The organism is Afifella sp. H1R (assembly GCF_021462425.1).
Lineage (GTDB): Bacteria > Pseudomonadota > Alphaproteobacteria > Rhizobiales > Afifellaceae > Afifella > Afifella aestuarii.
Window position 1 is genome coordinate 1,040,908 of record NZ_JAKEDY010000002.1, and the last position, 25,058, is coordinate 1,065,965.

General features: G+C 64.4%; 25 protein-coding genes. 14 read left to right on the forward strand and 11 right to left on the reverse strand.

The window, feature by feature from the left end; all coding sequences use genetic code 11:
• Nucleotides 1–368 precede the first annotated feature (368 nt).
• The gene (locus tag L0F51_RS16400; protein WP_234630222.1) at nt 369–1,394 is read left to right on the forward strand and encodes a GntR family transcriptional regulator; all 1,026 of its coding nucleotides are present in this window, start codon (nt 369–371) and stop codon (nt 1,392–1,394) included.
• A gap of 174 nt (nt 1,395–1,568) precedes the next feature.
• Nucleotides 1,569–2,090, forward strand: coding sequence for a MarR family winged helix-turn-helix transcriptional regulator (locus L0F51_RS16405; RefSeq protein WP_234630223.1), 522 nt, complete (start codon nt 1,569–1,571; stop codon nt 2,088–2,090).
• Between the two features lie 558 nt (nt 2,091–2,648).
• Here L0F51_RS16405 and L0F51_RS16410 read toward each other — a convergent pair.
• Complete coding sequence (locus tag L0F51_RS16410) at nt 2,649–3,218, reverse strand: sigma-70 family RNA polymerase sigma factor (RefSeq protein ID WP_234630224.1); 570 nt, start codon at nt 3,216–3,218, stop codon at nt 2,649–2,651.
• A gap of 248 nt (nt 3,219–3,466) precedes the next feature.
• Here L0F51_RS16410 and L0F51_RS16415 point away from each other — a divergent pair, with 248 nt between their 5' ends.
• Entirely contained in the window at nt 3,467–4,243 is a 777-nt protein-coding gene (locus L0F51_RS16415; protein ID WP_234630225.1) for a response regulator, read from the forward strand.
• A 143-nt stretch (nt 4,244–4,386) separates the two neighbouring features.
• Here the strand turns inward: L0F51_RS16415 and L0F51_RS16420 are convergent, their stop codons facing one another.
• Both L0F51_RS16420 and L0F51_RS16425 read right to left on the reverse strand, forming a co-directional pair.
• The gene (locus L0F51_RS16420; RefSeq protein WP_234630226.1) at nt 4,387–6,831 is read right to left on the reverse strand and encodes a PAS domain-containing protein; all 2,445 of its coding nucleotides are present in this window, start codon (nt 6,829–6,831) and stop codon (nt 4,387–4,389) included.
• A 127-nt stretch (nt 6,832–6,958) separates the two neighbouring features.
• The gene (locus tag L0F51_RS16425; protein WP_234630227.1) at nt 6,959–7,921 is read right to left on the reverse strand and encodes a choline ABC transporter substrate-binding protein; all 963 of its coding nucleotides are present in this window, start codon (nt 7,919–7,921) and stop codon (nt 6,959–6,961) included.
• A gap of 189 nt (nt 7,922–8,110) precedes the next feature.
• On the opposite strand from L0F51_RS16425, the gene betI reads away from it, so the two are divergent.
• From betI to L0F51_RS16450, 5 genes are all read left to right on the forward strand, one after another.
• The gene (gene betI, locus L0F51_RS16430) at nt 8,111–8,701 is read left to right on the forward strand and encodes a transcriptional regulator BetI (RefSeq protein WP_234630228.1); all 591 of its coding nucleotides are present in this window, start codon (nt 8,111–8,113) and stop codon (nt 8,699–8,701) included.
• Complete coding sequence (gene betA, locus L0F51_RS16435; protein WP_234630229.1) at nt 8,694–10,379, forward strand: choline dehydrogenase; 1,686 nt, start codon at nt 8,694–8,696, stop codon at nt 10,377–10,379. The genes betI and betA overlap by 8 nt, the downstream gene beginning before the upstream one ends.
• 255 nt (nt 10,380–10,634) lie before the next feature.
• The gene (locus L0F51_RS16440) at nt 10,635–10,847 is read left to right on the forward strand and encodes a hypothetical protein (RefSeq protein ID WP_092813303.1); all 213 of its coding nucleotides are present in this window, start codon (nt 10,635–10,637) and stop codon (nt 10,845–10,847) included.
• Nucleotides 10,848–10,973: 126 nt separating this feature from the next.
• A complete protein-coding gene (locus tag L0F51_RS16445) occupies nt 10,974–11,264 on the forward strand; it encodes a YggT family protein (RefSeq protein ID WP_092813306.1) in 291 nt (96 codons plus the stop codon).
• On the forward strand, nt 11,261–11,569 hold the full coding sequence (locus L0F51_RS16450) for a DUF167 family protein (protein ID WP_234630230.1): 309 nt from the start codon (nt 11,261–11,263) through the stop codon (nt 11,567–11,569). The genes L0F51_RS16445 and L0F51_RS16450 overlap by 4 nt, the downstream gene beginning before the upstream one ends.
• A 39-nt stretch (nt 11,570–11,608) precedes the next feature.
• Here the strand turns inward: L0F51_RS16450 and L0F51_RS16455 are convergent, their stop codons facing one another.
• Nucleotides 11,609–12,118 carry a GNAT family N-acetyltransferase gene (locus tag L0F51_RS16455; protein WP_234630231.1) on the reverse strand — a complete coding sequence of 170 codons (510 nt, stop codon included), beginning with the start codon at nt 12,116–12,118 and terminating at the stop codon, nt 11,609–11,611.
• 50 nt (nt 12,119–12,168) lie between these two features.
• Nucleotides 12,169–13,995, reverse strand: coding sequence for a translational GTPase TypA (gene typA, locus L0F51_RS16460; RefSeq protein ID WP_234630232.1), 1,827 nt, complete (start codon nt 13,993–13,995; stop codon nt 12,169–12,171).
• A 280-nt stretch (nt 13,996–14,275) separates the two neighbouring features.
• Here typA and L0F51_RS16465 point away from each other — a divergent pair, with 280 nt between their 5' ends.
• The 3 genes from L0F51_RS16465 to L0F51_RS16475 all read left to right on the forward strand — a co-directional run bounded on the left by L0F51_RS16465 (nt 14,276) and on the right by L0F51_RS16475 (nt 16,943).
• Nucleotides 14,276–14,863: a TadE/TadG family type IV pilus assembly protein gene (locus tag L0F51_RS16465; protein WP_234630233.1), complete on the forward strand. Its 588-nt coding sequence runs from the start codon at nt 14,276–14,278 to the stop codon at nt 14,861–14,863.
• 95 nt (nt 14,864–14,958) lie between these two features.
• Nucleotides 14,959–15,480, forward strand: coding sequence for a TadE family protein (locus tag L0F51_RS16470; RefSeq protein ID WP_234630234.1), 522 nt, complete (start codon nt 14,959–14,961; stop codon nt 15,478–15,480).
• Nucleotides 15,471–16,943, forward strand: a complete 1,473-nt coding sequence (locus L0F51_RS16475; protein WP_234630235.1) for a pilus assembly protein TadG-related protein — start codon at nt 15,471–15,473, stop codon at nt 16,941–16,943. Before L0F51_RS16470 ends, L0F51_RS16475 begins: the two co-directional genes overlap by 10 nt.
• A gap of 87 nt (nt 16,944–17,030) precedes the next feature.
• Here the strand turns inward: L0F51_RS16475 and L0F51_RS16480 are convergent, their stop codons facing one another.
• The 3 genes from L0F51_RS16480 to L0F51_RS16490 form a co-directional block, all read right to left on the reverse strand.
• The gene (locus tag L0F51_RS16480) at nt 17,031–18,179 is read right to left on the reverse strand and encodes a site-2 protease family protein (RefSeq protein ID WP_234630236.1); all 1,149 of its coding nucleotides are present in this window, start codon (nt 18,177–18,179) and stop codon (nt 17,031–17,033) included.
• A 64-nt stretch (nt 18,180–18,243) separates the two neighbouring features.
• On the reverse strand, nt 18,244–19,464 hold the full coding sequence (locus tag L0F51_RS16485; RefSeq protein WP_234630237.1) for an argininosuccinate synthase: 1,221 nt from the start codon (nt 19,462–19,464) through the stop codon (nt 18,244–18,246).
• Nucleotides 19,465–19,575: 111 nt separating this feature from the next.
• Entirely contained in the window at nt 19,576–20,481 is a 906-nt protein-coding gene (locus L0F51_RS16490) for a phosphatase PAP2 family protein (RefSeq protein WP_234630238.1), read from the reverse strand.
• 24 nt (nt 20,482–20,505) lie between these two features.
• On the opposite strand from L0F51_RS16490, the gene L0F51_RS16495 reads away from it, so the two are divergent.
• Nucleotides 20,506–21,147, forward strand: a complete 642-nt coding sequence (locus L0F51_RS16495) for a LysE family translocator (RefSeq protein WP_128290654.1) — start codon at nt 20,506–20,508, stop codon at nt 21,145–21,147.
• Between the two features lie 19 nt (nt 21,148–21,166).
• Nucleotides 21,167–21,751 carry a GNAT family N-acetyltransferase gene (locus tag L0F51_RS16500; RefSeq protein WP_234630239.1) on the forward strand — a complete coding sequence of 195 codons (585 nt, stop codon included), beginning with the start codon at nt 21,167–21,169 and terminating at the stop codon, nt 21,749–21,751.
• Here the strand turns inward: L0F51_RS16500 and L0F51_RS16505 are convergent.
• Both L0F51_RS16505 and gcvA read right to left on the reverse strand, forming a co-directional pair.
• On the reverse strand, nt 21,748–22,629 hold the full coding sequence (locus tag L0F51_RS16505; RefSeq protein ID WP_234630240.1) for an NAD(P)-dependent oxidoreductase: 882 nt from the start codon (nt 22,627–22,629) through the stop codon (nt 21,748–21,750). The two genes, L0F51_RS16500 and L0F51_RS16505, sit on opposite strands and share 4 nt — an antisense overlap.
• A 147-nt stretch (nt 22,630–22,776) precedes the next feature.
• Nucleotides 22,777–23,718: a transcriptional regulator GcvA gene (gene gcvA / locus L0F51_RS16510; RefSeq protein ID WP_234630241.1), complete on the reverse strand. Its 942-nt coding sequence runs from the start codon at nt 23,716–23,718 to the stop codon at nt 22,777–22,779.
• 103 nt (nt 23,719–23,821) lie between these two features.
• Between gcvA and L0F51_RS16515 the strand changes: the two genes are divergently transcribed.
• On the forward strand, nt 23,822–24,016 hold the full coding sequence (locus L0F51_RS16515) for a hypothetical protein (RefSeq protein WP_234630242.1): 195 nt from the start codon (nt 23,822–23,824) through the stop codon (nt 24,014–24,016).
• Between the two features lie 45 nt (nt 24,017–24,061).
• On the opposite strand, the gene thpR is transcribed toward L0F51_RS16515, so the two are convergent.
• Nucleotides 24,062–24,598, reverse strand: a complete 537-nt coding sequence (gene thpR, locus L0F51_RS16520) for an RNA 2',3'-cyclic phosphodiesterase (protein WP_128290659.1) — start codon at nt 24,596–24,598, stop codon at nt 24,062–24,064.
• Nucleotides 24,599–25,058: the final 460 nt, after the last annotated feature.

The following is a 25,058-nucleotide window of genomic DNA, read 5'->3' on the forward strand; positions in this document are numbered from 1 at the left end:
TTAAAGACAAGCGGCGAAGATATGCGCTCTTTGCTGGCATCGGCGTAGCGCCCAGAGCGTCACTGTTTATCCCCCAAGCATTTTCAACCGTCGGTGATTTCTTATTGCTGGAATTCCCCGGCAAGTTTTATGATTGAGTCGGCAATGGACGAAATGCACATATTGGTGCAATGTGATGCGGTGTTTGCGGGGGTCGGCACAGATCGCGGTGCGCAATGACGCGGCCGCGAGAATACTGGGTGAGGGCGACAGATCTGTCGCGATTAGATGAGACTTACGTGCCGGTTACTGCGTCCAACGGGGAATTGCCGTCGGACGCCGAAGCGTTTACCCAAATCTATCGAAGCAGAGGCCACAGGGGGAGTCGAATGCGCGCCAGACGAGAGGAAACCAACGGGCAACGCGGTTCCAGGAGCCAATATGCTCTGGCCAATCAGATTCTGGACATCGTGCGAGATCGGCGGCTCGAAGAAGGCGATCGCCTGGCGGAGGTGGCGCTGGCAACCCAGCTCGGCGTGTCGCGCACGCCGGTGCGGGCGGCGCTCTCTCTCCTCGCCCAGGAAGAGATCGTGCGGGCGCGCCCGAACCAGGGATATGTCCTCCTCAAGGGCTGGACGGCCCTGAAGAGCACGATCCTGGCGGCGCCGAGCAGCAGCGACGACGAGCTCTATCTCGACCTCATTCGCGAGCGTCTGCAGGGGGATATTCCCAACACCGTCACCCAGACGATGCTGCTCGACCGCTTCAAGACGAGCCGGGCCGTGCTGTTGCGCACGCTGTCGCGCATGGCCGAAGAAGGCATCGTGACCAAGAACAAGGGGCGCGGCTGGACGTTTCAGCCGGCGATCGACACCTCGGTGGCGATGCGCAACAGCTACGATTTCCGCATCATGGTGGAGCCCGCCGCTTTGATGCTGGAGACGTTCGAGATCGACATGGTGGCGCTCGACCGCGCCCGCGCCCGGCATCTTTGGCTCCTGGAACAGGGCGAGATGCTGGCGCCGAGCAGCCTGGAATTGTTCGCCATCGACGCGCAGTTCCACGAGATGATGGCGGGCTTCTCCAACAACAGCTTCTTCGTGCAGGCGATCCAGCACCAGAACCGGATGCGGCGGCTTCTGGAATATCAAGGCATTCAGCCGGTTCAACGAATCGTGACCTGGGTGAAGGAGCACATGGAGATCATGGATGCGCTGTGCGCCAACGACCGGGAGCTCGCGGCGCAGCGGATGCGGGCGCATCTGGAAAACGCCTATGTGTCGACGATGAAACTGACCGCGGAGGCCCAGAAAGCCGCCGCTGCGCGCTCCAAGGCGAAGGCCCGCGAGCGGCAGAACGCCCCGAGGCGGCGCGAGCGGAACGACGTCTCGGCGGAGAGCGATATCGCCGGATAAGGGGCGCGCGCTCGCCGTCCGGCGCCCTTTTCACTGACCCTGCGGAACGCGCGACAAAAGCGCGTTTCGAGCAGCCTGGAGCGGAACCAGCCTCCGACTGCCGTGTTTCCTGCCACCGAATGCACTGACGCGCTTGAAGAAATCGGCGCGTCACCGAGGAGGAAGGATACGGTGTTGGTCCAAGACACACTGCTTTACAAACTCTCGCAGGCCGGCAAGGCCCAGCGCGTTTTCGTGGCGGCGAAATTGCGCGAGATCGATCTGCATCCGGGCCAGGACGGCGTCCTGATGCTGCTCAAGGAAAAGGGCGCCATGTGCCTCTCCGATGTCGGGCTGCTGCTCGCCATCCAGCCGCCGACGGTGACGAAGATGACGGTGCGGCTGGAACGCAACGGCTATATCCGCCGGCGGACTGCCCCGCAGGATCAGCGCAAATGCATGATCGAACTCACCGAGAAGGGTGAGGAGAAGGTCGCCGAGATCGAGGCGCTGTGGCAGCGCGCCGACGCGGATGTGATGCAGTCGGTGTCGCCGATGATGCGGGCGTTCCTCGACGAAGCGCTTGCCGATCTGGAGGCGAGCCTCTACCGCAAGGCCGGGCGCTGGAAGGCGCCGAGCAATCCGGTCCGCAAGACCGCCGCTTCGGCGTCCGGGGCTGCGGTCAACGGCGGCGCAGAGGCGGTTTCCGCACGGTAGGCGGCCGTTTGACAGCGGACCGGCGGTCGAGCAACATCGCGCGACGAAGCGCTGGTTCAAGGCAGTTGAGATGATCAGACCGCGAACTCAATTCGGCGGCAAACCCATGGTATCTTCGCCCCCCGTCGCGCAGGACGACACCAATCTGCAAAGGCAGCTCGCGAAGCTCGGCGAGGAAGTCCTGGCGGAGGACGTGCCGGAGCGCCTGCTTCAGGCGCTTACGGGGGGCAGCGCAGACGCCGGAAGAGGTATCTGTCGCGGCCGCTGGCGACGGGGCGGGGACTTCTGCCGACTATTCTCCGTTCAGAACGACGAAACGCGAGGATTGAGCCGAGCGGCTTTCAGGGGCGCGTGAACCGGTTCGGCGGCCGGTTTCTGCGGCCGGTTCGGCATTTGAGGGCTCGCCTTGCGGCCGCGCCCCGCGAGAGCGGCACGGGAATCTGTCCGCAGCTCAGCATCTGACATCGGCGAGCGAGGGCGGCGCGCGGCCGCTCTTTCACGCCACCCAGAGACCCTGCTTTCCCCACCAGAGGGCCTGCGGCTCACGCGCGTTGAGCCCTATCCGTCTTTGTTGTGCGTTCCGGTTTCGGCGCTGCGGGGCTCCCCGGCGGCGGTCCCGTCCTCACTGCCTTGCCCCAGGAACTCGGTGAGGCGGGCGCGGGCGCGCGAGACGCGCGAGCGCACCGTGCCGATCGGAATATCGAGCATCTCGCCCGCTTCCTCGTAGCCGACGCCTTCGACCGCCGTCAAAAGCAGGATCTCGCGATGCTCCGGCGAGAGGTGGGCAAAGGCATGGCGCACCTCCTGGAGAGCCACGGCGGATTCCTGGCCGGGCTTGCTGTGAGTGCTCGCCTCATGCGTCAGGTCCTCTTCGACCCGTCGCCGATTGGCGCTCTTGCGCAGATCGTTCTTGTAGATGTTGCGCAGGATGGTGAAGAGCCAGGCTTTCAGATTGGTGCCGTCTTCATAGCGCCCCAAAGAGGCGACCGCGCGCACCAGGCACTCCTGCACGAGGTCGTCCGCCCATTCCGGATTTTGGACGAGATACCTCGCAAAGCGGCGCAGATGCGGGATCAGCTCGGCGATCTCGCGACGGACTTTGTCTTTCCGGTCGTCACCGGTCGTCATGGCACCGTTTGCCTGCTCTCTTCCCCAATGCCCGGTTTCGCGCAAGAATCACCCGCGGCGGCGAAGCCTGCCATATTTTGTCGGGGTTTCACGTCTAAGGTAATTAGGCGGCTACGCGCTTTTGGCGCCTCGAGGCGCGTTTGGATACTAAGTTCGCTCAGGTTAATGTGGTCGCGCCAGCATTCGTCTAGGTTGATCCTTCGGGTTTCGGCCGGATTGGGCGGCTTTCATCCGGATCGGGGGAGATTATGAACACGCAGGTTTCCGACGACGTGAAACAAGCGGTGGCTCGTCTTCGCCGCTACGCCTTCTGCCTGTTCGGCTCGCTGCCGCAGGCCGACGAGGTGATCGAACGCTGTCTGCGCCGGTTCGATCCGGCGCGCCTCGACGGGCACGGCGATCCGCTCATCATCCTTTTCCGCCATTTCCATGAGGTCGGCGCGTCCGAGATCTCGCCGATGTGGGTCAGCAACGGCCGTGCCATCGGACAGGAAGTGCTGCATGGCGGTCTTTTGCGTCTGCCGCAGAAAGAACGCGAAGCCGTTGCCCTGAAAGCCGTGTGCGGCTTTCGGGCGGAGGACGTGGCGACGATCCTCGGCATCAGCCCGGACCGGGCGCGGCATCTCGTCGACGACGGCTACCGGATGCTCGCTTCGCCGACCTTGTCGGCGCTGATCATCGAGGACGAGCCGCTTCTTGCCAACGACATCTCCGGCATCGTTTCGGGCATGGGCATCGAGGTCATCGGCACGGCCAGCAAAGAGAGCGAGGCTGTTTTCAAGGCGGCGGAAAAGCGGCCGCATCTCATCCTCGCCGATGTCCGCCTCGCCGAGGGCAACGGGCTCAACGCCGTCAGCACCATCCGCCGCTTCCATGAAGCGCGGGTCATGTATCTGACGGCCTTTCCGAGCGAAGTGCTGCGCTCCGTCGGGGAGCGGGATGCCCTGATCGTGCGCAAGCCGTTCGAGCGGGTCGCCGTCGAAGCCGCCGTGCGCCAGCTCGCCGGCTTTGAGATGGTGTCCTGACTCCGCGCTCATAGAGCGGCGCTTTCATAGAGGGGGCGCTTCCATAGAGGGGGGCGCGGGCGTTCGGCTCGGTCGCCCGCCATCTGGTTCCGGGCTCCGGTCGATCCGGTCGATGCATCGCGGCCTCTCACATCGACGGCCTCTCACATGGATGCGAAGCTCTCGAGCGGGCTCGACATCAACAGGCGCACGATTTCGACGAGCGCTCTCTGGTCGATCGGTTTCGGCAGATAGGGGGCATCGGCCAAGTCCGGCTCCAGAAGATCCTGCGGGCGATAGGCGCTGGCGATGACATAGGGCACGCCCTTGCGGCGGAGGTCGCGCGCCACTTCGGTCGAAATCTCGTCCTGCAGATTGAGGTCGAGGAGGGCGAGCGAGAAACTGCGCTCCGCCACCATGCGGCGCGCCTCCGCGACATCGGCGGCGAGGCCCACGACCGGCCAGCCCGCCGCTTCCACCGCCTCCTGCATGACGGAGGCGAGGAGGGGGGAATCCTCCACGATCAGGATCGAGCCTTTCGGCAAAGCGGGTTCGGCGCCGTTCCTGCCGTTTTGACGGCCGCGTGCGGCCGCCGGCAAATCGTGCCGCGGCGCCTCCTTCATCTGCGGAATGCGGAAGGTGCACAGAACACCCTGGGGACGAAATTCCAGACGCACCTTTTCGCGCAGCTCCGTCTCCATCATGGAGCGGATGACGAAAGTGCCGAAGCCCTCGTTGGCGGGCGGCTGCAGGGCCTCCGGGGCGGTCTCGTCCCATGAGAACAGATGGCCGTTGCGCAGGTCGTCGCGTTCCCAGCTGATCTTGAGATGGCCTCCCGGCGCCGAGAGCGCTCCGAAGCGGGCGGCATTGGCGGCGAGTTCGTGCAGGCTCAAGGCGAGGCTCTGTGTCAGCCGCGGCGGCAGCATCACATCCGGACCGTCGATTTCGAGGCGGACATTGGCGCGGCCGCCGGCGGCTCTCAAGGCGCCTTCGACGAGGTCGCGCAACAGCGCGCCGTTCCAGCCGGAGCGGCTCAGGAGTTCATGCGCATCCGCGAGCGCCTGAATGCGGCCCCGCAGGGAGCGGATGAAGGAATCGATGGAATGCGTCTCGCTGCGGCTTTGCGTGGCGATGGCGCTGATATTGGCGAGCATGTTCTTCACGCGGTGGTCGAGCTCGGCGAGAAGCACCGTCTGGCGCCGCTGCACCTCGAGGAGCTCGCTCACATCGGAGGCGAAGCCGAAGAGGCGGCTCGGACGCCCTTCCTTGTCGAAGACGAGATAGGCGCGGTCCCAGACGTCGATCCAACGGCCGTCCGCGTGGCGGACGCGATAGGTCGCCTCAAAACTGTCGCGCTCGCCTTTTTGCAGCTCGGCGTCGAGGGCACGCAGCCTGTCGCGGTCGTCGGGATGGACGCGTTCGATCCACCAGGGCAGGAAGGAGGTGCCGCCATGGCTTTCTCCGACAAGCCTTTCCAGGCCTTCGCTCGCCGTTACCTGGCCCGTCGTCATGTCGCGCTGGTAGACGACGCCCGCCACGGCGCGCAGCGAAAGGCGGTACCGGGCGGCGTTGTCGGCAAGCTCGGCCTGCGCCTTCTTGGTGGCGCTGATGTCGTAATTGACGCCATAGGCGCGCGTGCCCTGGTCGCTGCGATGGCATTCGGCGGCCGAGGCGAGCCACCGGATTTCGCCGTCGGAGCGGGTGATGCGGAACTCGATCGATAACGGCCGGCCCTCCTCGATGAGAGCTTTCAGCTCGCGCGAGACGCGCTCGCGATCGGCGGGATGGACGAAGGCGAGGGCCTCCTCATGGGTGAGCGGGCCGCTTCGTTCCTGAACGCCGAAGATGTCGAAGGTGGTCTCGTCCCAATAGGAGAGGCCCTCTTCCTTGTGCCAGACCCAGGTGCCGATATGGGCGCTGTCGAGCGCCAGACGCAGGCGCCGTTCCTGCGCCTGCAATTTGGTTTCGGCGCGCTGCCGCTCGATCGCCACAGCGAGAATGTTTGCGACGGCCTGCACGAAGCCGATGTCCTCGGCGACGAAGCGCTCGGTCTCGCAGGCATGCACGCCGAGCGCGCCCCAGGGGTTGTCCTTCTTGCCGATGAGGACGGTCACGCCGCTCTTGACGCCGTGTTCGAGAAAAATGTCGCTCTGGTCGAAGCGGGATTCGTGGCCGATGTCGCTGGTGACGACGGGCTGTCCGGAGCTGAGAGCGAAGGAGGCCTTGGAGCCCGTGCGCGCGCTGACGAGATGCGTTCCGACGAGGCCCGTCCGCCAGCCCGAGCCGGCGGTCAGAAGGAAGTTCTCGCCATCGGGAAGAAGCCGCAGAATGGCGGTGTAGTCGCAGCCGAGCGCCTTGCCGACACCGGAGACCGCCTCGCCCAACAGATCGTCGAGCGGAGCGCCGGCGAGCGCGCGATTGCCGAGCGCGGCGACGATCGCCTGCTGCTCTTCGCGGCGCAACAGGCGGGCCCGGGCATTGTCTTCCTCTGCGGCGGAGGCACTCCCGCCCGCGCCCAAAGCCGCGAGCTGCGCCTTCAGTTCGGCGTTCTCCCGCTTCAGCTCTTCAAGACGATCCGCCGCCGGCGATCTCAGGTTTTTTTTGTGCATTCCCAACCGCTTCTGACGGCGGAGCATCCGCTGTCTTCTTGCGGTGAACGGCTGATCCCCGTCCTGGGTTGCGGTGGGCCGGCGGAGATCTTCGCCGGCCCGGAATTTTTGGCTGTTTGCCGGGGCCTCAGCCTCCGAGGCTTTCCTTGACCACCGGCAGGCCATCCTCGCCGGAGAAGGTTTTTACGCCCTCAAGCCATGTGTCGAGGGTGTCGGGATGGGCTTCGAGCCATTCCTTGGCGGCCGTCCGGCCTTCCTTGTTGTCGTTGAGGATCGCGCCCATGATTTCGTTTTCCATCGGCAGCGTGAACTTCAGGTTCTTCAGGAACTGGCCGACATTCGGGCATTCGTCGAGATAGCCTTCGCGGACATTCGTATAGATCGTGGCGCCGCCGTAATCGGGGCCGAAGACATCATCGCCGCCGGAGAGATATTTCATCTCGTAATTGGCGTTCATCGGATGCGGCTCCCAGCCGAGGAAGACGATGGGCTCGTCGCGTTTCACCGCGCGGCCGACCTGGGCGAGCATGCCCTGCTCGGAGGATTCCACGAGCTCGAAATCGCCAAGGCCGAACTGATCGTCCTCGATCATGCCGAGGATGAGACGGTTGCCGTCATTGCCGGGTTCGATGCCATAGATCTTGCCGTCGAGCTCGTCCTTGAACCTGGCGATGTCGTCGAAGCTCTTCAGGCCTTTGTCGTAGGTGTAGGCGGGCACGGCGAGCGTGTATTTGGCGCCGGTGAGGTTGGCGGGCTCCAAAGTCTCCACCGAACCGTCCTCGCGATAGGGGGCGATGTCGGCCTCCATCGTCGGCATCCAATTGCCGAGGAACACGTCGATGTCCTTGTTCTTCAGCGACGCATAGGTGACCGGCACGGACAGGACTTTCACGTCCGGCTCGTAGCCGAGGCTTTCCAGCACCACAGAGGCCAGCGCCGTTGTCGCCGTGATGTCGGTCCAGCCGACATCGGAAAAGCGCACCGTCTTGCAGGCATCGGGGGCGCTTTGGGACAGCGCCGGACCCGCGAGCGACAGGGCAAAGACGCCGCCGGATAGGGCGGCAAGAAGCTGTCGGGCGATGGGCGTCATTCGGTGTCTCCGTCTTGGTTATTCAATTGCGTGCCGCGCGGCTCAAGGCGCCAGGCCCGCCGGTGCGGCGGGGTCGTCAGGCGGCCTCCGACGCGGCGGCGGCATCGAAACACCATCGCTGCGGAATGGCAATGTTTGCTTGATTGACTGATCAATCAAAAAAAAGCAGAAGAGCGGCAGGAGACGACAATGCCACGCATCGGAATGGAACCCGTGCGCCGCAAGGCGCTCATCGACGCCGCCATCGAGGCCATCCATCAGGAGGGCATGGCGCATATCACCATGGGCACGATCGCCAAGCGGGCCGGCGTGTCGGCCGGGCTCGCGCATCATTATTTCGGCGGCAAGGACAAGCTCCTGCTCGCCACCATGCGCCATCTCCTTTCTGAGCTCGGCGAAGAGATGCAGCGATGCCTGAAAACCGCGGCGACGCCGCGGGCCCGCATCAGCGCCATCATCGCCGGGAATTTTTCGGAAGCCCAGTTTCGTCCCGCCGTCATCTCCGCCTGGCTCGCCTTCTACGAGGCGGCGCAGACGGAGCCCGAAGCGCGCCGGCTCTTGCGCGTCTATACGCGGCGCTTGGAAAGCAATCTCCTGCACGCGCTGCAGGATCTGGTGGCGCGCGAGGAGGCGGTGCGGATCGCGGAAACGCTCGCCGCGCTCATCGACGGCGTGTGGATCCGCCGTTCGCTCGCGGAGCCCGCCGATCCCGACGGCGCGGCCGCGCTCCTCGAACATGCCGTCGATGCTCTCCTCAATCGGAAACAAGCTCATGCGTGACGTCGATTTCATCATCATCGGCGCCGGCTCCGCCGGCTGCGTGCTCGCCAACCGGCTGTCCGAGGACGGGCAGAACAGCGTGCTCGTCGTGGAATATGGCGGCAGCGACGTCTCGCCGTTCATCCAGATGCCGGCGGCCTTCTCGATCCCGATGAATACGAGCCGCTACGATTGGGGCTATCGCAGCGAGGCGGAGCCGCATCTCGGCGGCCGCTCGCTCGCCTGCCCGCGCGGCAAGGTGATCGGCGGTTCCTCGTCGATCAACGGCATGGTCTATGTGCGCGGCCATCCGCAGGATTTCGACACCTGGCAGGAGATGGGCGCCGAAGGCTGGGGCTATGCCGACGTCGCGCCGTATTTCCAACGGCTGGAGACGAGCCATGGCGGCGAGGACGGCTGGCGCGGCAGCGACGGCCCGATGCATGTGACGCGCGGCATGATGCGCAATCCGCTCTATTCGGCCTTCATCCGGGCGGGCGCGGAGGCGGGTTATCCGCTCACCTTCGATTACAACGGCTCGGCCCAGGAAGGTTTCGGGCCGATGGAGATGACGGTGTGGCGCGGCCAGCGCTGGTCTTCGGCCCAGGCCTATCTGCGCCCGGCGTTGAAGCGGGCGAATGTCGAGCTCATGAGCAATACGCTGGCGGAGCGCATCCTGTTTGAGGATCGCCGCGCCGTCGGGCTCGTCGTCTCCCGCGGCGGCGCCCGCGAGACGATCCGCGCACGACGGGAAATCATCGTCGCCGCCTCGTCGATCAATTCGCCAAAGCTTCTGATGCTTTCGGGGATCGGTCCGGCGGAGCATTTGCGCGAAGAGGGCATCGACGTCGTCGCCGACCGGCCGGGTGTCGGCGGCAATCTGCAGGATCATCTCGAAGTCTATGTGCAGCAGGAATGCCGCAAGCCGGTCACGCTCAACCCGCATCTCGGGCTCGTCGGCCGCGGGCGGATCGGTACGCGCTGGCTTTTGACGCGCACGGGTTTCGGCGCCACCAACCATTTCGAGGCCTGCGCCTTCATCCGCTCCGCGCCGGGCGTCGCATATCCGGACCTGCAGATGCATTTCCTGCCGGCGGCGGTGCGCTATGACGGCAGCGCGGCGGCGAGCGCGCATGGCTACCAGATCCATATCGGACCGATGCGTTCCCCCTCGCGCGGCTCTGTGCGGCTGAATGGGCCGGATGCGGCGACGGCGCCCGCGATCCGCTTCAACTATATGAGCCACGAGCAGGACTGGCGCGATTTTCGGGCGGCGATCCGGCTGGCGCGCGAGATTTTTGCGCAGCCGGCCTTCGGAGAATTCTCCGGCGCCGAGCTCGCGCCCGGGCCGGGGGCGATGAGCGATGCGGCACTCGACGATTTCGTGCGGAGTGAAGTCGAAAGCGCCTATCACCCGTGCGGCACCTGTCGCATGGGGGCGGCCGACGATGTCGGCGCCGTCGTCGATCCGCAATGCCGGGTGATCGGGGTCGACGGGCTCAGAGTGGCCGATTCCTCCATCTTCCCGCAGATCACCAACGGCAATCTCAACGCCCCCTCGCTGATGGTGGGCGAGAAGGCGGCCGATCATATTCTGGGGCGCAGCCTTCTGCCGCGCTTCGAGCGCGAGCCGGTCGTCGTCTCCGGCTGGGCCGTGAGCCAGCGCAGCAAGCTGCCGCATCACGATCTCGCCGCCTGACGGGCGCGGTGCGGCGGCCGCCAGCCCTGCCTGCGCAAGCCCCGTCTGCGCACGGAGATGGCTCGTCCGCGTTTGGAGGTACGGCCGGCGCAAGCCTCAGCTGCTAGAAGGGACCTTGGGCGCTTTCCACAGGGGGGAAGAGGCTCATTGCGCGGGGGCGTAACCAACGGTTAAGCATAACGCGCACTTACTGTCGCGGAGTTGAAACGCTTTTGAATCAAAGGGCGTTGTCATCTGCGAAGGAGGGACTTTGCCATGGGCGAAGATGCCAAGATCATACTCCTGATGCAGGAAGTCTATCAGCCGGGTGATCCGGCACGCAGCTGCGCCGCCAATGCCCTCATCCGCGCCCTGCGCGCCAAGCGCGACCTGTGCCGCGAGGAAGACCGGATCGCCCGCGAAGTGGCCCTCAGCTCCGGTGCCCATGGGGCCGAAGAGGTGCGGCGGCTCTGCCGGCTCGTCGCGTAAGATCGACGCCTGTGTGTTGAAGGGCGCGCTTCGACGGCCGGGGCGCGGCGGGATCACGCCTTGTAAGGCGCCGGCTTGGCAGCTACATGGGCGAGCGTCCTGCCACCACAGACACCTCGGACCTCCATGCGCGCCATTCTCGACGTTATCCTTCTGATCCTCAATCTTTATACCTGGGTGATCATCGCCAGCGCGATCTTCTCGTGGCTTTACGCCTTCAACGTCGTCAATCCGCGCAATCAGGTGGTCTCGACGATCGGGCGCATGCTGTATCAGCTGACGGAGCCGGTGCTGCGGCCGATCCGGCGCTTCGTGCCGGCCTTCGGCGGTCTCGACATCTCGCCGATCATCGCGATCCTTCTCATCTTTCTGCTGCAGCGGATCATCGTCTATTACATCTATCCCGTCGTCTTTTGAGCGAGCCGTTTAGGGCGACCTCCGAGGGGCTCCTGCTTTCGGTGCGTCTGACGCCGAAGGCCGCCAAGGATGCGCTCGAAGGGGTGGAAGAGCTTGCCGACGGGCGCGCCGTCTTAAAGGCGCGCGTGCGGGCCGTGCCGGAAAAGGGCGCGGCCAACAAGGCGCTCGAAAATCTGGTGGCGAAGGCGCTCGGTATTCCGAAGAGTTCGGTGTCGCTTGCAACAGGCGGGACGAGCCGCGTGAAGGTGCTGCTTCTCGCCGGCGATGCGGACGAACTCACGAAGAAGCTTCAGAGGGTCGTCTGAGCGTTCCAGTGGGCGTTCTGGGGAGCGTTCTGGCAGTTTTCAGAGCTTGAACGAAAAAACCGCGACGGGCATGCGCCGCTCGCCGAAAAGCGTCTGCGCCATGGAGCGGATTTCGCCGCCGCGGTGCTCGTAGAATTCGAGGGCGCGGGCGTTTTCCGTCAAGGCGCGGACGATGAGGCGGGTGAAGCCGCGCTCTTTCAGTGTTCGGCAGGTCTCTTCGAAGAGCAGGTGTCCGCCGCCGATGCCCTGATATTCCGGCAGGAGATAGAGCTCGTAGATCTCGGCCGTGCGGGCATGGGAGCGCTGTCTGGCGACGCCGAAGGTGGCATAGCCGGCGATCACGCCGCCCACTTCCAGAACGAGGACATTGCGCCTGCGGCCGATCACCTCCACCCAATGGCGGGGTCCGTGGCGGGCGACCATCTGGCGAAGCGCGACGGCCGGAAGGATGCCGGCATAGGCCTCGCTCCAGGAACGCTCATGCACATCCGCGATGGCGGTTGCATCGGAATGTTCCGCATAGCGGATATCGATAACGACAGCGCTCATGGGCGAAGCGTAAGCCGCTTCGCCCCTTTCGAGCAATCACTGTCGATACGTCAAGCGGCATCTTTTTTGCTGCGCTCGGCCCGTTTGCGATCGTTCGGGTCGAGGATCGCCTTGCGCAGACGGATGGATTGCGGCGTGATTTCAACGAGTTCGTCTTCGGCGATGTAGGACAGCGCCTGCTCCAGGCTGAGCTTCAAAGGCGGCGTCAAAAGCACGGCATCGTCCTTGCCCGCGGAGCGGATATTGGTGAGCTGCTTGCCTTTGAGGACGTTCACCTCGAGATCGTTGCCGCGCGAATGTTCGCCGACGATCATGCCCGGATAGACGGCTTCGCCCGGCCCGATCATCATCGAGCCGCGATCCTGGAGATTGAACAGCGCGTAAGGCACGGCCGCGCCGGTGCCGTTGGAGATCAGGACGCCGCGCTGGCGGCTCGGAATCTCGCCGCGCCAGGGCTGCCATTCGTGGAAGACGCGGTTCATGATCGCCGTGCCGCGCGTGTCGGAGAGAAGCTCCGGCTGATAGCCGATGAGGCCGCGGGTCGGGACATAGAAGACGATGCGCGTGCGTCCGCCGCCCGAGGGCTGCATCTGCACCATCTCGCCGCGACGGGTGGACAATTTGTCGATGACGACGCCGGAGAACTCGTCGTCGACGTCGACCGTGACCTCTTCGATCGGTTCCAGCGCCTCGCCGTTCTCGTCCGTCCTGTTGACGACGCGCGGCTTGCCGATGGTCAATTCGAAGCCTTCGCGGCGCATGGTCTCGATCAGGATGGCGAGCTGCAATTCGCCGCGACCGGCGACCTCGAAGGCGTCCTTGTCGGTCGATTCCGTGATCTTCAGCGCGACGTTGCCTTCCGCTTCACGCAAAAGGCGCTCGCGGATCACGCGGCTCTGCACCTTGGAGCCCTCGCGCCCGGCAAGCGGCCCGTCATTGATGCGAAACGACATGGAGAGCGTCGGCGGATCGATCGGATGGGCGGCGATCGGCGTCGTCACCTCCGGATCGGCGAGCGTATCGGCGACGGTCGCATCGCTCATGCCGGCGAGAGCGACGATGTCACCGGCTTCGCCCTTGTCGATCGGCTGACGCTCCAGGCCGCGGAAGGCAAGAACCTTCGAGACGCGGAAATTTTCGACCACGTCGCCCTTGCGCGACAGCGCCTTCACCGTCTGGCCGGGCTTTATCTCGCCGGAGCGCACGCGGCCCGTAAGGATGCGGCCGAGGAAGGGATCGGCTTCGAGCGTCGTCGCCAGCATGCGGAACGGGCCTTCCTCGGTGGTCGGCGCGTTGACGTGGCGCACGACGAGATCGAGGAGCGCATCGATGCCCTGATGCTGGCCTTGCGGCGTCTCCGCCATCCAGCCCTGCTTGGCAGAGCCGTAAAGCACGGGGAAGTCGAGCTGCTCTTCGGAGGCGCCGAGAGCGGCGAAGAGATCGAAGACTTCGTTGAGCACATAGTCGGGGCGCGCATCGCCCTTGTCGACCTTGTTGATGACGACGATCGGCTTCAGCCCGGCGGCGAGCGCCTTGGTGAGCACGAACTTCGTCTGCGGCATCGGGCCTTCGGCCGCGTCCACCAGGAGGAGGGCGCCGTCGACCATATTGAGGATGCGCTCCACCTCGCCGCCGAAATCGGCATGGCCTGGCGTATCCACAATGTTGATGCGCGCGTCGTGCCAGACGAGCGACGTCACCTTGGCGAGAATGGTGATGCCACGCTCGCGCTCCAGCGCGTTGGAATCCATGGCGCGCTCGGCGACACGCAGCCCCTCGCGAAAGGAGCCCGAGCTCTTGAGGAGCACGTCGATGAGCGTCGTCTTGCCATGATCGACATGCGCGATGATGGCGATGTTACGTAGAGTCTTTGTCATGAGGGCCTTTATATGTGCGCCGCCCATACTCCATTCCAGTCATGGAAGACAGGGGTTGTGGCGCAAACATCGTCCGAAGCGCGGAAAAGGCGCCTCAGAAGCGCCCTTTGACACATTTCTCCGGATTTTTCACGCGCCCCTTAACGCCTCATTGAGGCTTCTTGCAGGTTTCCCGCCAAATGCAGCGCATTTTAATCGCTTCGTGCTTTTTTGGGTCGAAGATGCAAGCCACATGACGGCTCGAAGAGACAAAAGAAAACGTCATCGTAAGGCGTTAACTATGCTCGGACGATATCGAACAAGATGTTCGCGGTGGCGTCGCGACGAAGACGGCGCGACGGCGGTGGAATTCGCGCTGATTTCGCCCCTCCTGATCTTCATGATGATGGGGGTCGTCGAGCTCGGGCTTTATCTCTCCGCCGAAAGCGTGCTGGAGCATGCGAGCTACACCGCAACCCGGCTCGGGCGCACGGGCTACACTGATAAGGAGAACAAGCTCTCCCGCGAGCAGACGATCCGCGCGGCCCTCGAAGCGGATGCGAGCGTTCTGATCGACCCGGCCAGGGTCAAGATCAGCAGCCGCTCCTTTACCGATTTCGACGAAATGACCGCAGGCCCCGAGCCGTTCATCGACGCCAACGGCAATGGCGTGCGCGACGATGGCGAGAACTACACCGACCTCAACGGCAACGGCAAATACGACGACAATTCCGGCACGGCCGGCTATGGCGGGAAGAAAGAGGTCGTCGTCTACACCATCACCTATCCCTGGAAGTTCATCACGCCGATGATCGGCTCAATCCTCGGCGGCAGCGACAACACTCTCGATATCACCGTGCATGCGGTGGTGAAGAACGAGCCTTTCTGATGCGACCGATCCTGAACCTGGCCTGTGGGATATCACGGCGCGTAGCACGCCGGGTATCTGCGCGACTGCGCGCCTTGCGGCGCAACGAGGCGGGTGTGGCCGCGCTCGAATTCGCGCTTTCGGCGCCCTTCCTCGTGATCCTGACGCTCGGCGGCTTTGAAATGAGCCGCTATATCCTGGTGCAGCAGAAGGCCGACAAGATGGCCTTCACCGTCGCCGACGCCGTGGCCCGCGACAAGACCCTCACCTATTCGATGGCCGACCAGCTGTTCCAGGCGTCGACCGAGTTGATGAAGCCGCTCGATTTCAGCGACCACGGCCTCGTCATCCTGAGCGCCGTCGCCCGAGACAGCGATGAGACCAAGATCCGGGTCAAATGGCAGTGCAAGGGCGGCGGGATACTCGATGTGGCGAGCCGCATCGGCGATATCGGCGACATCGCCGACGTGCCGGGCGACCTCACGCTCGATCCCAAGGATTATCTCATCATCACCGAGGTGTTCTACGAGTGGACGCCGACATTCGGCAGCTACTTCTTCGGTGACCACGGTATCTACAAATACGCCATGTTCCGCCCCCGTCTGGGGCAGCTGACGACGACAGCGGGATGTTCGTGATGTTGTGTTCTCTCCGTCGCCTCTTTCATCGCTATCTGCGCCGGGAAGACGGTTCCGTTGCGCCGCTGATCGCTTTCTCGGCGCTCGGGCTGATCGTCCTGATGGGCTTTGCCGTCGATGTCGGGCGCGCGCAGTTCGTTCAGGCGAAGCTCCTGAATGCCGCCGATGCCGGCGGGCTTGCGGCCGGATCGCGGATCAACTCGACCAATGTGCAGGAAGAGGTGGAGCAGTTCGTCCGGGCGAACTTTCCCGACGGCTATGCGGATGCCCATATCACCGACGTCAAGGCCACGGTGAATGCGGCGCAGACCACGATCACCGTGAATGCCTCGGCGAAGGTGCCGACCACGTTCATGCGCCTCCTCGGCTTCAAGTCGCTGACGGTGAGCGCCCATTCGGAGGTCACGCGCGAGATGGGTGGGCTCGAAGTCGTGATGGTGCTCGACAATACGGGGTCGATGAGATCGAGCCTGGGGTCGTTGAAAACCGCGGCCAAGACGCTGGTCGATATCCTGTTCGGAGACGATGCGGTCGCTGAGAACCTCTATGTGGGCCTGGTGCCGTTCTCGCAGGGCGTAAATATCGGGGGAGCAAACACGGGCTGGATCATAGAGAATGTCACAGATCCAAGTGACCCCAATTACGCCGATTACGGTCAGTCAGCCGGCGGAGCGTGGGGCGGCTGCGTGGAGGCGCGCATCGGTGGCCAGGACGTGACAGATACACCGCCCATGCACGACGACACGGTCAAGCCGCCTGTCGAGACCCGTTTTCATGTGTATCTCTGGCCGGACACTTCGGGTAACGACTGGAGCAATGAGCTCTACTGCGATGGAGTTGAATGGTTTGGTACCTGCTGGGGATCCTGGAAACGCCGTGAGCCGACGCGTTACTATACTCCCTATTCCAGTGAAGACAGTCCAAACAAATATTGCCTTGAAGCCGTGACGCCAATGACCCCCGTTAAAGCCACGATCGAGGCCGCCATCAATAGTATGACGACAAATGGTAATACCCATATCAATCTCGGTGCGGTGTGGGGCTGGCGGATGTTATCACCACGTTGGCGGGGATACTGGGGTGGAGATATGGCCAAAAACAGTCTGCCGCTCGACTACAACAACGATCTGATGGACAAGGCCGCCATCATTATGACGGACGGCGATAACACTTGGGGAACTGAGTATTCTGCTTATGGAGATCAGTCTGAGTATCGTCTTGGATACAGCAATCCCGCGGGCGAGCTGAACAAGCGGCTCGAGCAAGTCTGTACGTCCATGAAGAATGCGGGAATTCTAGTCTACACAATTGCCTTTAATAATCCGAGCTATACGACCGAGCAGATGATGCGGCGCTGTGCGTCGCAGGACAGCTTCTATTTCGATTCCCCGGATACTTCGGCGCTGCAGACAGCCTTCAAACAGATCGGCGATTCGCTTTCCAATCTGCGCGTCAGTCGCTGATCGGGGTTTGTTCGGCTCCGCCCGCGGGATTGCGGAGCGCTGCTGCCGGGGCGGTTGGGCGCGCCCGGTGACCGGGTTCGCAACGACCTATTGCGGCACGACGGGGCCGGTGCCGCGGCCTGGTGGTGAGGCGGGTCCGGTGGCGCCGCGGATCATCATCAGCTCGTCGATGTTGTCGACGGTGATATAGCCGATGAAGCGGCCGCCTTCGGTGCGGCCGGCCAGGCTGATGCCGCCCTCTACGACGCCGACCGCCGGCGCCATGCCGGCCTGGAGGCGCTTCAGCGCATCGCTCAGGCGGGCGCGCGCGGCAATCACCGGAATATCGGCCGTCATGACATGCAGGACGGGGGCGTCCGGCCCCTCGGCTGCGAGCTTTTCGATCAGCGTCGCGCGGGTGAGGATGCCGCGCAGGCGACCGCTGCCATCGACGACCGGAAATTCATGCTGTGTGGTGCGCAGAAGGAGCTCGGCGGCCTCGCCCAGGGTCGCGGAGGGGGCGAGGGATTCGAACTCGCTGATCATGGCATCGCGCACCCTGAGCCCGCGCGCGGCATCTTCGAGGCCGACGGAGCGTGCCTCCGCATTGCCGGCGAGGAAGATGAAGGCGGCGATGAGGAGAAGGATCGGATTGCCGTAAAGGGCGAGAAAGCCGAAGCCGACCGCAACGCCCTGGCCGATGCGTGCGGCCATCGTGGTCGCGGCCGGGCGGCTCAGCTTGAAGGAGAGGGCCGCGCGCAGGACGCGCCCGCCATCCATCGGAAAGGCCGGGATGAGATTGAAGAGGGCGAGGAAGAGATTGACGCCGGCAAGGCGGGCCAGAAAGCTCACCTGCGGATTGTCGAGCGAGGCGAGCGAGGCCGTATCGACGGCGCCGCCGAGGGCGAGGATCAAGACGGCGGCGATGACGATGTTGACGGCCGGGCCGGCGAGCGCGACGAGGATTTCCTCGCGCGGATTTTCCGGCATGCGTTCGAGACGGGCGAGCCCGCCGATCGGCAGAAGCGTGATGTCGGGCGTCTTGATGCCGAAGCGGCGTGCCGTCAGCGCGTGACCGAATTCATGCGCGACGACGCAGGCGAAGATCGCCAGGATGAAGAGAACGCCGTCGATGGCGGCCGCGGCCCCGCCCATCTGGTAATGCGCGAACCCGATCCACGCCAGGAGAAGAAAGAAGGTGGCGTGGATGCGGATTTCCGAGCCGAAGAGCCGGCCGATGGGAAAGGACCAGGACATCTGAAATAAATGGTCCTGGTCCTCTCAAATTGCAAAGACATGCGGACTTGCCGTCAGCCTTTCGTCAGCTTTTCAGCCGGTCGCGCATGCCGAGTGTCCGAAGGCGCAGGGCGTTCAGGCGGATGAAGCCGGCCGCATCGCGCTGGTCGTAGGCGCCGCGATCGTCCTCGAAGGTGACGAGTTCGTCATTGTAGAGCGATTGCGCGCTCGCCCGGCCGATGACGATGACATTGCCCTTGTAGAGTTTCAGGCGGACGGTGCCTTCGACCTTCTCCTGGCTCTTGTCGGCGAGCGCCTGGATCATCTCGCGCTCCGGTGCGTACCAGAAGCCGTTGTAGACGAGCTCGGCGTATTTCGGCATCAGCTCGTCCTTGAGATGGGCCGCGCCGCGGTCGAGCGTGATCGATTCCATCGCCCGGTGAGCCTGCAGCAGGATGGTGCCGCCCGGCGTCTCATAGATGCCGCGGCTCTTCATGCCGACGAAGCGGTTTTCGACGAGATCGACGCGGCCGATGCCGTTGTCGCGGCCGAGATCGTTGAGGGCCGCCAGAAGCTCATGCGGCTTCATCGCCTTGCCGTCGATCGACACGGGGTCGCCGTTCCTGAAGGCGATCTCGATGATCGTCGCCTTGTCGGGTGCCTCTTCCGGCGAGACGGAGCGCTGGAAGACGTAGGCCGGCGGCTCTTCGTTCGGGTCTTCCAGGACTTTGCCTTCCGAGGAGGAATGCAGGAGGTTCGCATCGACGGAGAAGGGCGCCTCGCCGCGCTTGTCTTTCGGCACCGGGATCTGGTTCTTTTCGGCGAAATCGATCAAGTCGGTGCGCGACTTGAAGTCCCATTCGCGCCAGGGGGCGATCACCTTGATGTCGGGATCGAGCGCATAGGCGCTGAGCTCGAAGCGGACCTGGTCGTTGCCCTTGCCGGTGGCGCCATGGGCGATCGCATCGGCGCCGGTCTCGTGGGCGATCTCGACGAGGCGCTTGGAGATGAGCGGGCGGGCGATCGAGGTGCCGAGAAGATAGACGCCTTCATAGACGGCGTTCATGCGGAACATCGGGAAGACGAAGTCGCGGACGAATTCTTCGCGCAGATCCTCGATGTAGATTTCCTTGATGCCGAGCATCTCCGCCTTCTTGCGGGCCGGCTCGAGCTCGTCGCCCTGACCGAGATCGGCGGTGAAGGTCACCACCTCGCAGTCATAGGTGACTTTCAGCCATTTCAGGATGATGGAGGTGTCGAGGCCGCCGGAATAGGCGAGCACCACTTTCTTGACGTCGGAAGCCATGGAAATCCGCTTGTTGCGCAGGGTTATAATCGGCCGCGCACTATAGGCCGGGTGCGGTGCGGTGCAAGACGTGAGGCCCGGCTTGATGGCGACGAACGGGGGCCTGTGGCCTTATGCGCGGGTCGAGAAGACAAACCGCCCGGCCGCGCGCAGCCGGCGCCCGAGAATGGTGAGGGCGGCGGTGACGCCGCGATCGATCTCGGGCTGGAACCGGTAGAGCACCGGCAGGCGCAGAACGATCATGACGAGGAAGGTGACGAGCCAGGCGACGAGAACGTCGCTCAAAAAATGCCCGCCCATGGCGAGGCGCGTCCACGAGACGATGAGGAGGAGCCCGAAGGTCGCGAGAAAGACGGGCAGACGCCAGGCCCTCGGCACGACGAAGACGAGCGCGATCAGCCAGAAGGCGGAGGCCGCTTCGCCGGAGGCGAACGAGCAGTTGGAATGACAGGTGCCGGAGAGATCGCCGACGCGGGCGAAGACCTCTTCGCCGCCGAATTCGAAGAGATGACGGGGGCGCGGGCGCGCCGAGAACGTCTTGAGAAGGCCGTTGATGAGAAGCCCCGGCCCGATCGCCAGAACGAGATAGAGGAAGACCGGCTTGTGCGGGCGCACGAGCATCGGCCTGTCCGGCCATAGGAGTCTTGCGACGAAGGGCAGGCCGATGGCGATGGCGATAAAGATTTCGAGGCCGCGGCCGACATTGCGCCAGAAGGGCGGCGCGCCCGTCACCGTGAACCCATGGCTGCTATCGAAGAAGAGCCTGGCGACGGCGAGATCGATGGCGGGAAAGGCGGCGAAGACGAGGAGGATCGCAAGAAGTGCGGAGAGCGCCGTCATCGTCGGGCGCCGCTTCACGAAGTCCATGGCGTCGGCCACACGGCGACCGCGGCGCGCGGGCGGTGGCAGAAGCACGGGAAGATCCGCCAAAGGCCGCGATCCGGCCGTGCGGACCGCGGGCATCAGCCGCAAAACCGGCGCAAAAAACGGGTGGCGCGTGACATCGGCAAGAGGCATGAATGCGGTCCTCAGGAGGCGCGTATGGACTTTCTTCCTTCGCTGGCGGTCATCGCCACCTTCACCTTCGCGGCCGGCGTGCTCATCATTACGCCCGGGCCCGATATGACGCTGTTTCTCAGCCGCACGCTGACGCAGGGACGTGCGGCCGGACTTGCCGCCATGCTGGGCGCGACCTCGGGCCTCGTGGTGCACACGATGCTCGCGGCCTTCGGGCTGTCGGCGCTCCTCGCCGCCTCGCCAAAGGCTTTCCTCGCGGTGAAGATTGTCGGAGCGCTCTATCTTCTCTACCTCGCGTTCCAGGCGATCCGCCGTGGTTCGGCTTTGACACTCGATACGAGCCTGCGCTCCAGACAGCCGCTCGTGAAGAGCTGGCTTGCAGGTTTCGGCATCAATCTCCTCAATCCGAAGATCGTTCTGTTCTTCGTGACCTTCCTGCCGCAGTTCATTTCGGTAAACGACCCGCACGCCTCTGCCAAGCTGGCGTTTCTCGGATCTTATTTTATCTGTCTCGGCGTCCCCTCCTGCGCAGCAATGGTGCTCGCGGCGGACCGCGTTTCTGCCACTTTGCGCCGTTCGCGCAAGATCTCGCGCGCGATCGACTGGCTTTGTGCCAGCATTTTCGGCGGCTTCGCCTTCCGCATCCTGTTGGCGCGCGGGCAGTAAGGTGGTCGGGTCTGCGGCCATGCAAAAAATTCCGGAGATCTCGACGCCGCGCCTAACCTTGCGACCATTGCGGATCGATGACGCTGCCGCCATTCAGCGCAGGTTTCCGCAGTTTGAGATCGTCCGCTATCTGAATGCGGTGGTGCCGTGGCCCTATCCGGAGGATGGGGCGCTCACCTATATCCGCGACGTGGCGCTGCCGGCGATCGAGGCCGGGCGCGAGTGGCACTGGACGCTTCGCCCGAAAGCGGGGCCCGACGAGGCGATCGGCGTGATCAGCCTGAGGCGGGACAGCGACGACGACCAGCGCGGCTTCTGGCTGACGCCCGAATGGCAGGGGCAGGGCCTGGTGGGCGAGGCGACCGAGGCCGTCGGCGCATTCTGGTTCGAGACGCTCGGCGAGCCTTTGCTGCGTGTTTCCAAGGCGGTCGCGAACGCCCGCTCCAGGCGTGTCTCCGAGCGCGGCGGCATGCGCCTCGTCGCGGTGACGGAGCGCAGCTTCGTCAGCGGCCGCCTGCCCTCGGAGATCTGGGAAATCACGCGCGAGGAATGGCGTGCGCAGCGCCAGAGGGCGATACGCGAAGAAGGTCGAGAGAGAGGCTAGTCCTTTCTGCCGGCATCCTTTGCCGCGAGCGCGCCCATCGCCGACCAGTCGAGATTTTCGCCGCCATGGGCGAGAAGCCGCAGGAAGCGGTCGTGCAAGAGGCTTGCGATCGGCAGCGGGACGTTCAGGGCATCGCCCGCCTGCAAGGCGAGATCGACGTCTTTCTTGCCGAGGGGTGCCGGGAAGCCGGCCGGCTCGAAGTTCTCTTCCACGATGAGGCCGCCATAGGTCTTGTAGACGGGCGCGCCGAAAATCGTCGAGGTGAGAAGCTCCAGATAGGCGTTCTTGTCGATGCCGCCTTTGTCGACGAGGGCGATCGCCTCGCCGAGGGATTCGATCACCGAGGCGATGAGGAAATTGCCGGAGAGTTTGACGAGGCTCGCGCCCTTCGGCTCTGCGGAGATGGCGAAGGTGCGCTGGCCGATCGCGTCAAAGAGCGGTTTCGCCGTCTCGATGGCGGTCTCGGCGCCGCCGGCGACGACGAAGAGCTTGCCGGCGGCGGCCATGTCCGGACGCCCGAAGACGGGGGCTGAAAGAAACGCCTGGCCTTTTCCGGCATGGGACGCGGCGAGCCGCTCCGCCATCGCGACGCTGATCGTGCTCGAGGAGATGTGGAGCGCGCCCTTGGGCAGGTGTTCCAGGATGCCGTCGGGGCCGTCGACGATTCCTGCGAGCGCCTTGTCGTCCGGCAGCATGGTGATGACCGCCTCGCCGCGGCAGGCGTCGGCGACCGTCTCAGCGACGGTTGCGCCGTCTCCGGCAAGGGCCTCCGCCTTGGAACGCGTGCGGTTGTAGAGCGTGACCTGGTGACCGGCGGCGATGAGGTTCTTCGCCATGCCGGTGCCCATCTGGCCCAATCCGATGAAGCCGATTTTCATGTTCGAGCCTTCCGTGCGTCACTGATGCTGGGATGATGCCGAGACGTCCGTCCGTATACTTTTGTCCGGCCTTGCGCCTTTATCTGGAGCGGAGGGGCGAGCTGCCAACGCTGCTAATGACTGGCGCCGCCTGGCCGCATCGCCGCCTTAGCTCGTGCGGGGATCAGGTGCCTCTCTCGCCGCTGCGTCCGGGCGGAGCGCGGCCTCTTCCTGCAGACGGCTCATGATCCAATCGCGAAAGACGCGCACCTTGCGGGTCGGACGGCGGGTCTCGGGATAGACGAGGTAATAGGCCCAGTTGGAAGAGGCGGCGAGGGAGAAAGGCTGAACGAGGTGCCCCGCCGCGACCTCTTCGGCGAAGAAGGCCGGCTCCAGGATGGCGACGCCCTGGCCCGCGAGGGCCGCGCGGGCGGCGAGATGCTGGGACAAAAGATGCAGGCCCGAGCGTTCCTCAATGTCGCCGGCCTCGATGCCGGCGAGGCGGAACCAGTCCGTCCACCAGGAATCCGACGGATCGATCAAGGGGAGGTCGAGAAGGTCGGCGGGTTTCGGCGTGGGGCCGAGGCGCGCGGCAAGCGCCGGGCTCAGCATCGGCGAGAAGGCGATGTCGCGCAGCTTGTGGATCGCAAGGCCCGACCAGTCGCCGCGGCCTGCCCGCAGCCCGAGATCGACGGAATCGCGCGCGAAATCCGTCAATTGGTTGCTGGTGTCGAGACGCACGGCGATTTCCGGATGGGCGAGCTGGAAGAAGCCGAGCCTTGGAACGAGCCAGGTGGTCGCGAAGGTGGCGACGGCGCTCACCGACAGAATGTGTTCGCTGGTGACGGCCAAGGCGGCGAAGCTCTCCCGCAACCCTTCAAAGGCGCGCAGCACGGCCGGGGCAAGGCGGGCGCCCGCCTCCGTCAGCTCGACGCCGCGCGCCCGGCGCACGAAGAGGCGCGTGCCGAGGCGCTCTTCCAGAAGCTTGATCTGATAGCTGACGGCCGCCTGCGTCATGGCGAGCTCTTCGGCGGCGGCCGTGAAGTTCAGATGCCGCGCGGCGGCCTCGAAAACGCGGATCGCGGTCACGGGAGGAAGGGAAAAAGGCATAAGCACACCTTATTGCAGGGCGCGGATTATTGGTTGGATTGGTGCCCGCTGCAAGGCTTAGGAACGAGCATCACTTAGAAGAGACCTGTTCAGGAGATGGGCGATGTTCGCAGAAACATGCGCGTCCGGACGCCCGGTCCGGCGCATCCAATGGTTTGCGGCTCTCATGGCGCAATTTATGGCTTGGCGGGCGAGGCCGCGACGGCTCGATCTCGACGAGATGCCCGAAGCGCGGTTGCGCGATATCGGCTTTCTCGACGGGCGGCCGCATGCGCCGCGCGATGCGATGCGCGATTGAGGGGGATGATTGGGGGTGGGGTCCGCCCCGTCCGTTCGGGCGGTGTCAGGCCGCGAGCGGGTAGGCCTCTTCCATGATGTAGGGGCCGCCGCCTCTGGAATCGCGCGAGGAGAGAAGCACGAAGCGCCCGACCTCGAAGGGCGGCGTGCGGAAATCGCCGCGGAGCGCCAGATAGGCGGCGACATCGCCCTGGCTCGCCGTCTTGAGGCGGGCGAGCGTCACATGCGGGCTGAATTTGCGCCGGTCGGGATCGAGGCCGAGACGCTGCAGGCGGCGTTCCAGATCGGCCTGCAATTCGCGCAGCTTGTCGCCGGCGGAGACGCCGGCCCAGACCGAATGGGGTTTGCGTCCGCCAAAGGTGCCGAGGCCCGATAAGGAGAGTTCGAAACCCTGCCGGCTCACCTGCGCCAGCGTGCCGGCGACCTCGTTCGCCGTGCGGTGGTCGACATCACCGATGAAGCGGAGGGTGATGTGATAGTTCTCCGGGTCGATCCAGCGCGCTCCGGGCAGGCCGCCGCGCAACAGGGACAGAGAGAAGGCGATGTCGGAGGGAAGCTCGAGCGCCGTGAAGAGGCGGGGCATGACGGTCTCCCATGCGGGGCCTTCGGGCCGGTTCGGCTGTGCCTTGCGAATCACGCATGGGCACCGCGACTGCTCCCTATTCTAGGGCCAGATGGGGAAAGGAAAGAAGGGGACCGAAAAGACCCCACCTGACGCCATGCCCGATCCGGCGGCGAACACGATGAGGGTCCGTAGAAGAAAAGGGCCGGACAAGAAAAAGGCCGGACTGACCGGCCTTTAAGGTGTTACCTCTGGGGGATTGAACCTACTCGGAACAATATTCGGCGGAACCGGAGTTCGGGGGCTGGGGGCGAACCGTCGCCCCGGCTCCGACGAATTATATGAGGCAGTCTCAATCTCGCTTTCCAGAGTGGCGTGCGAAGGGCTGAATTCCGGCGACAATATGAAATTTCTTTCCCGCGACGGGACGTTCAACCAATCTAGCCTTGCCTGCCTGCCGCGATTGCCGCTTTAATGAACG

Coding starts and splice junctions, on each gene's coding strand:
- betI (WP_234630228.1), top strand. CDS start 8,111: ATGCCACGCATCGGAATGGAACCCGTGCGCCGCAAGGCGCTCATCGAC.
- L0F51_RS16420 (WP_234630226.1), bottom strand. CDS start 6,831: ATGCACAAAAAAAACCTGAGATCGCCGGCGGCGGATCGTCTTGAAGAG.
- L0F51_RS16495 (WP_128290654.1), top strand. CDS start 20,506: ATGGACTTTCTTCCTTCGCTGGCGGTCATCGCCACCTTCACCTTCGCG.
- L0F51_RS16425 (WP_234630227.1), bottom strand. CDS start 7,921: ATGACGCCCATCGCCCGACAGCTTCTTGCCGCCCTATCCGGCGGCGTC.
- L0F51_RS16455 (WP_234630231.1), bottom strand. CDS start 12,118: ATGAGCGCTGTCGTTATCGATATCCGCTATGCGGAACATTCCGATGCA.
- L0F51_RS16445 (WP_092813306.1), top strand. CDS start 10,974: ATGCGCGCCATTCTCGACGTTATCCTTCTGATCCTCAATCTTTATACC.
- L0F51_RS16465 (WP_234630233.1), top strand. CDS start 14,276: ATGCTCGGACGATATCGAACAAGATGTTCGCGGTGGCGTCGCGACGAA.
- L0F51_RS16480 (WP_234630236.1), bottom strand. CDS start 18,179: ATGTCCTGGTCCTTTCCCATCGGCCGGCTCTTCGGCTCGGAAATCCGC.
- betA (WP_234630229.1), top strand. CDS start 8,694: ATGCGTGACGTCGATTTCATCATCATCGGCGCCGGCTCCGCCGGCTGC.
- typA (WP_234630232.1), bottom strand. CDS start 13,995: ATGACAAAGACTCTACGTAACATCGCCATCATCGCGCATGTCGATCAT.
- L0F51_RS16515 (WP_234630242.1), top strand. CDS start 23,822: ATGTTCGCAGAAACATGCGCGTCCGGACGCCCGGTCCGGCGCATCCAA.
- thpR (WP_128290659.1), bottom strand. CDS start 24,598: ATGCCCCGCCTCTTCACGGCGCTCGAGCTTCCCTCCGACATCGCCTTC.
- L0F51_RS16490 (WP_234630238.1), bottom strand. CDS start 20,481: ATGCCTCTTGCCGATGTCACGCGCCACCCGTTTTTTGCGCCGGTTTTG.
- L0F51_RS16500 (WP_234630239.1), top strand. CDS start 21,167: ATGCAAAAAATTCCGGAGATCTCGACGCCGCGCCTAACCTTGCGACCA.
- L0F51_RS16400 (WP_234630222.1), top strand. CDS start 369: ATGCGCGCCAGACGAGAGGAAACCAACGGGCAACGCGGTTCCAGGAGC.
- gcvA (WP_234630241.1), bottom strand. CDS start 23,718: ATGCCTTTTTCCCTTCCTCCCGTGACCGCGATCCGCGTTTTCGAGGCC.
- L0F51_RS16485 (WP_234630237.1), bottom strand. CDS start 19,464: ATGGCTTCCGACGTCAAGAAAGTGGTGCTCGCCTATTCCGGCGGCCTC.
- L0F51_RS16415 (WP_234630225.1), top strand. CDS start 3,467: ATGAACACGCAGGTTTCCGACGACGTGAAACAAGCGGTGGCTCGTCTT.
- L0F51_RS16505 (WP_234630240.1), bottom strand. CDS start 22,629: ATGAAAATCGGCTTCATCGGATTGGGCCAGATGGGCACCGGCATGGCG.
- L0F51_RS16410 (WP_234630224.1), bottom strand. CDS start 3,218: ATGACGACCGGTGACGACCGGAAAGACAAAGTCCGTCGCGAGATCGCC.
- L0F51_RS16475 (WP_234630235.1), top strand. CDS start 15,471: ATGTTCGTGATGTTGTGTTCTCTCCGTCGCCTCTTTCATCGCTATCTG.
- L0F51_RS16440 (WP_092813303.1), top strand. CDS start 10,635: ATGGGCGAAGATGCCAAGATCATACTCCTGATGCAGGAAGTCTATCAG.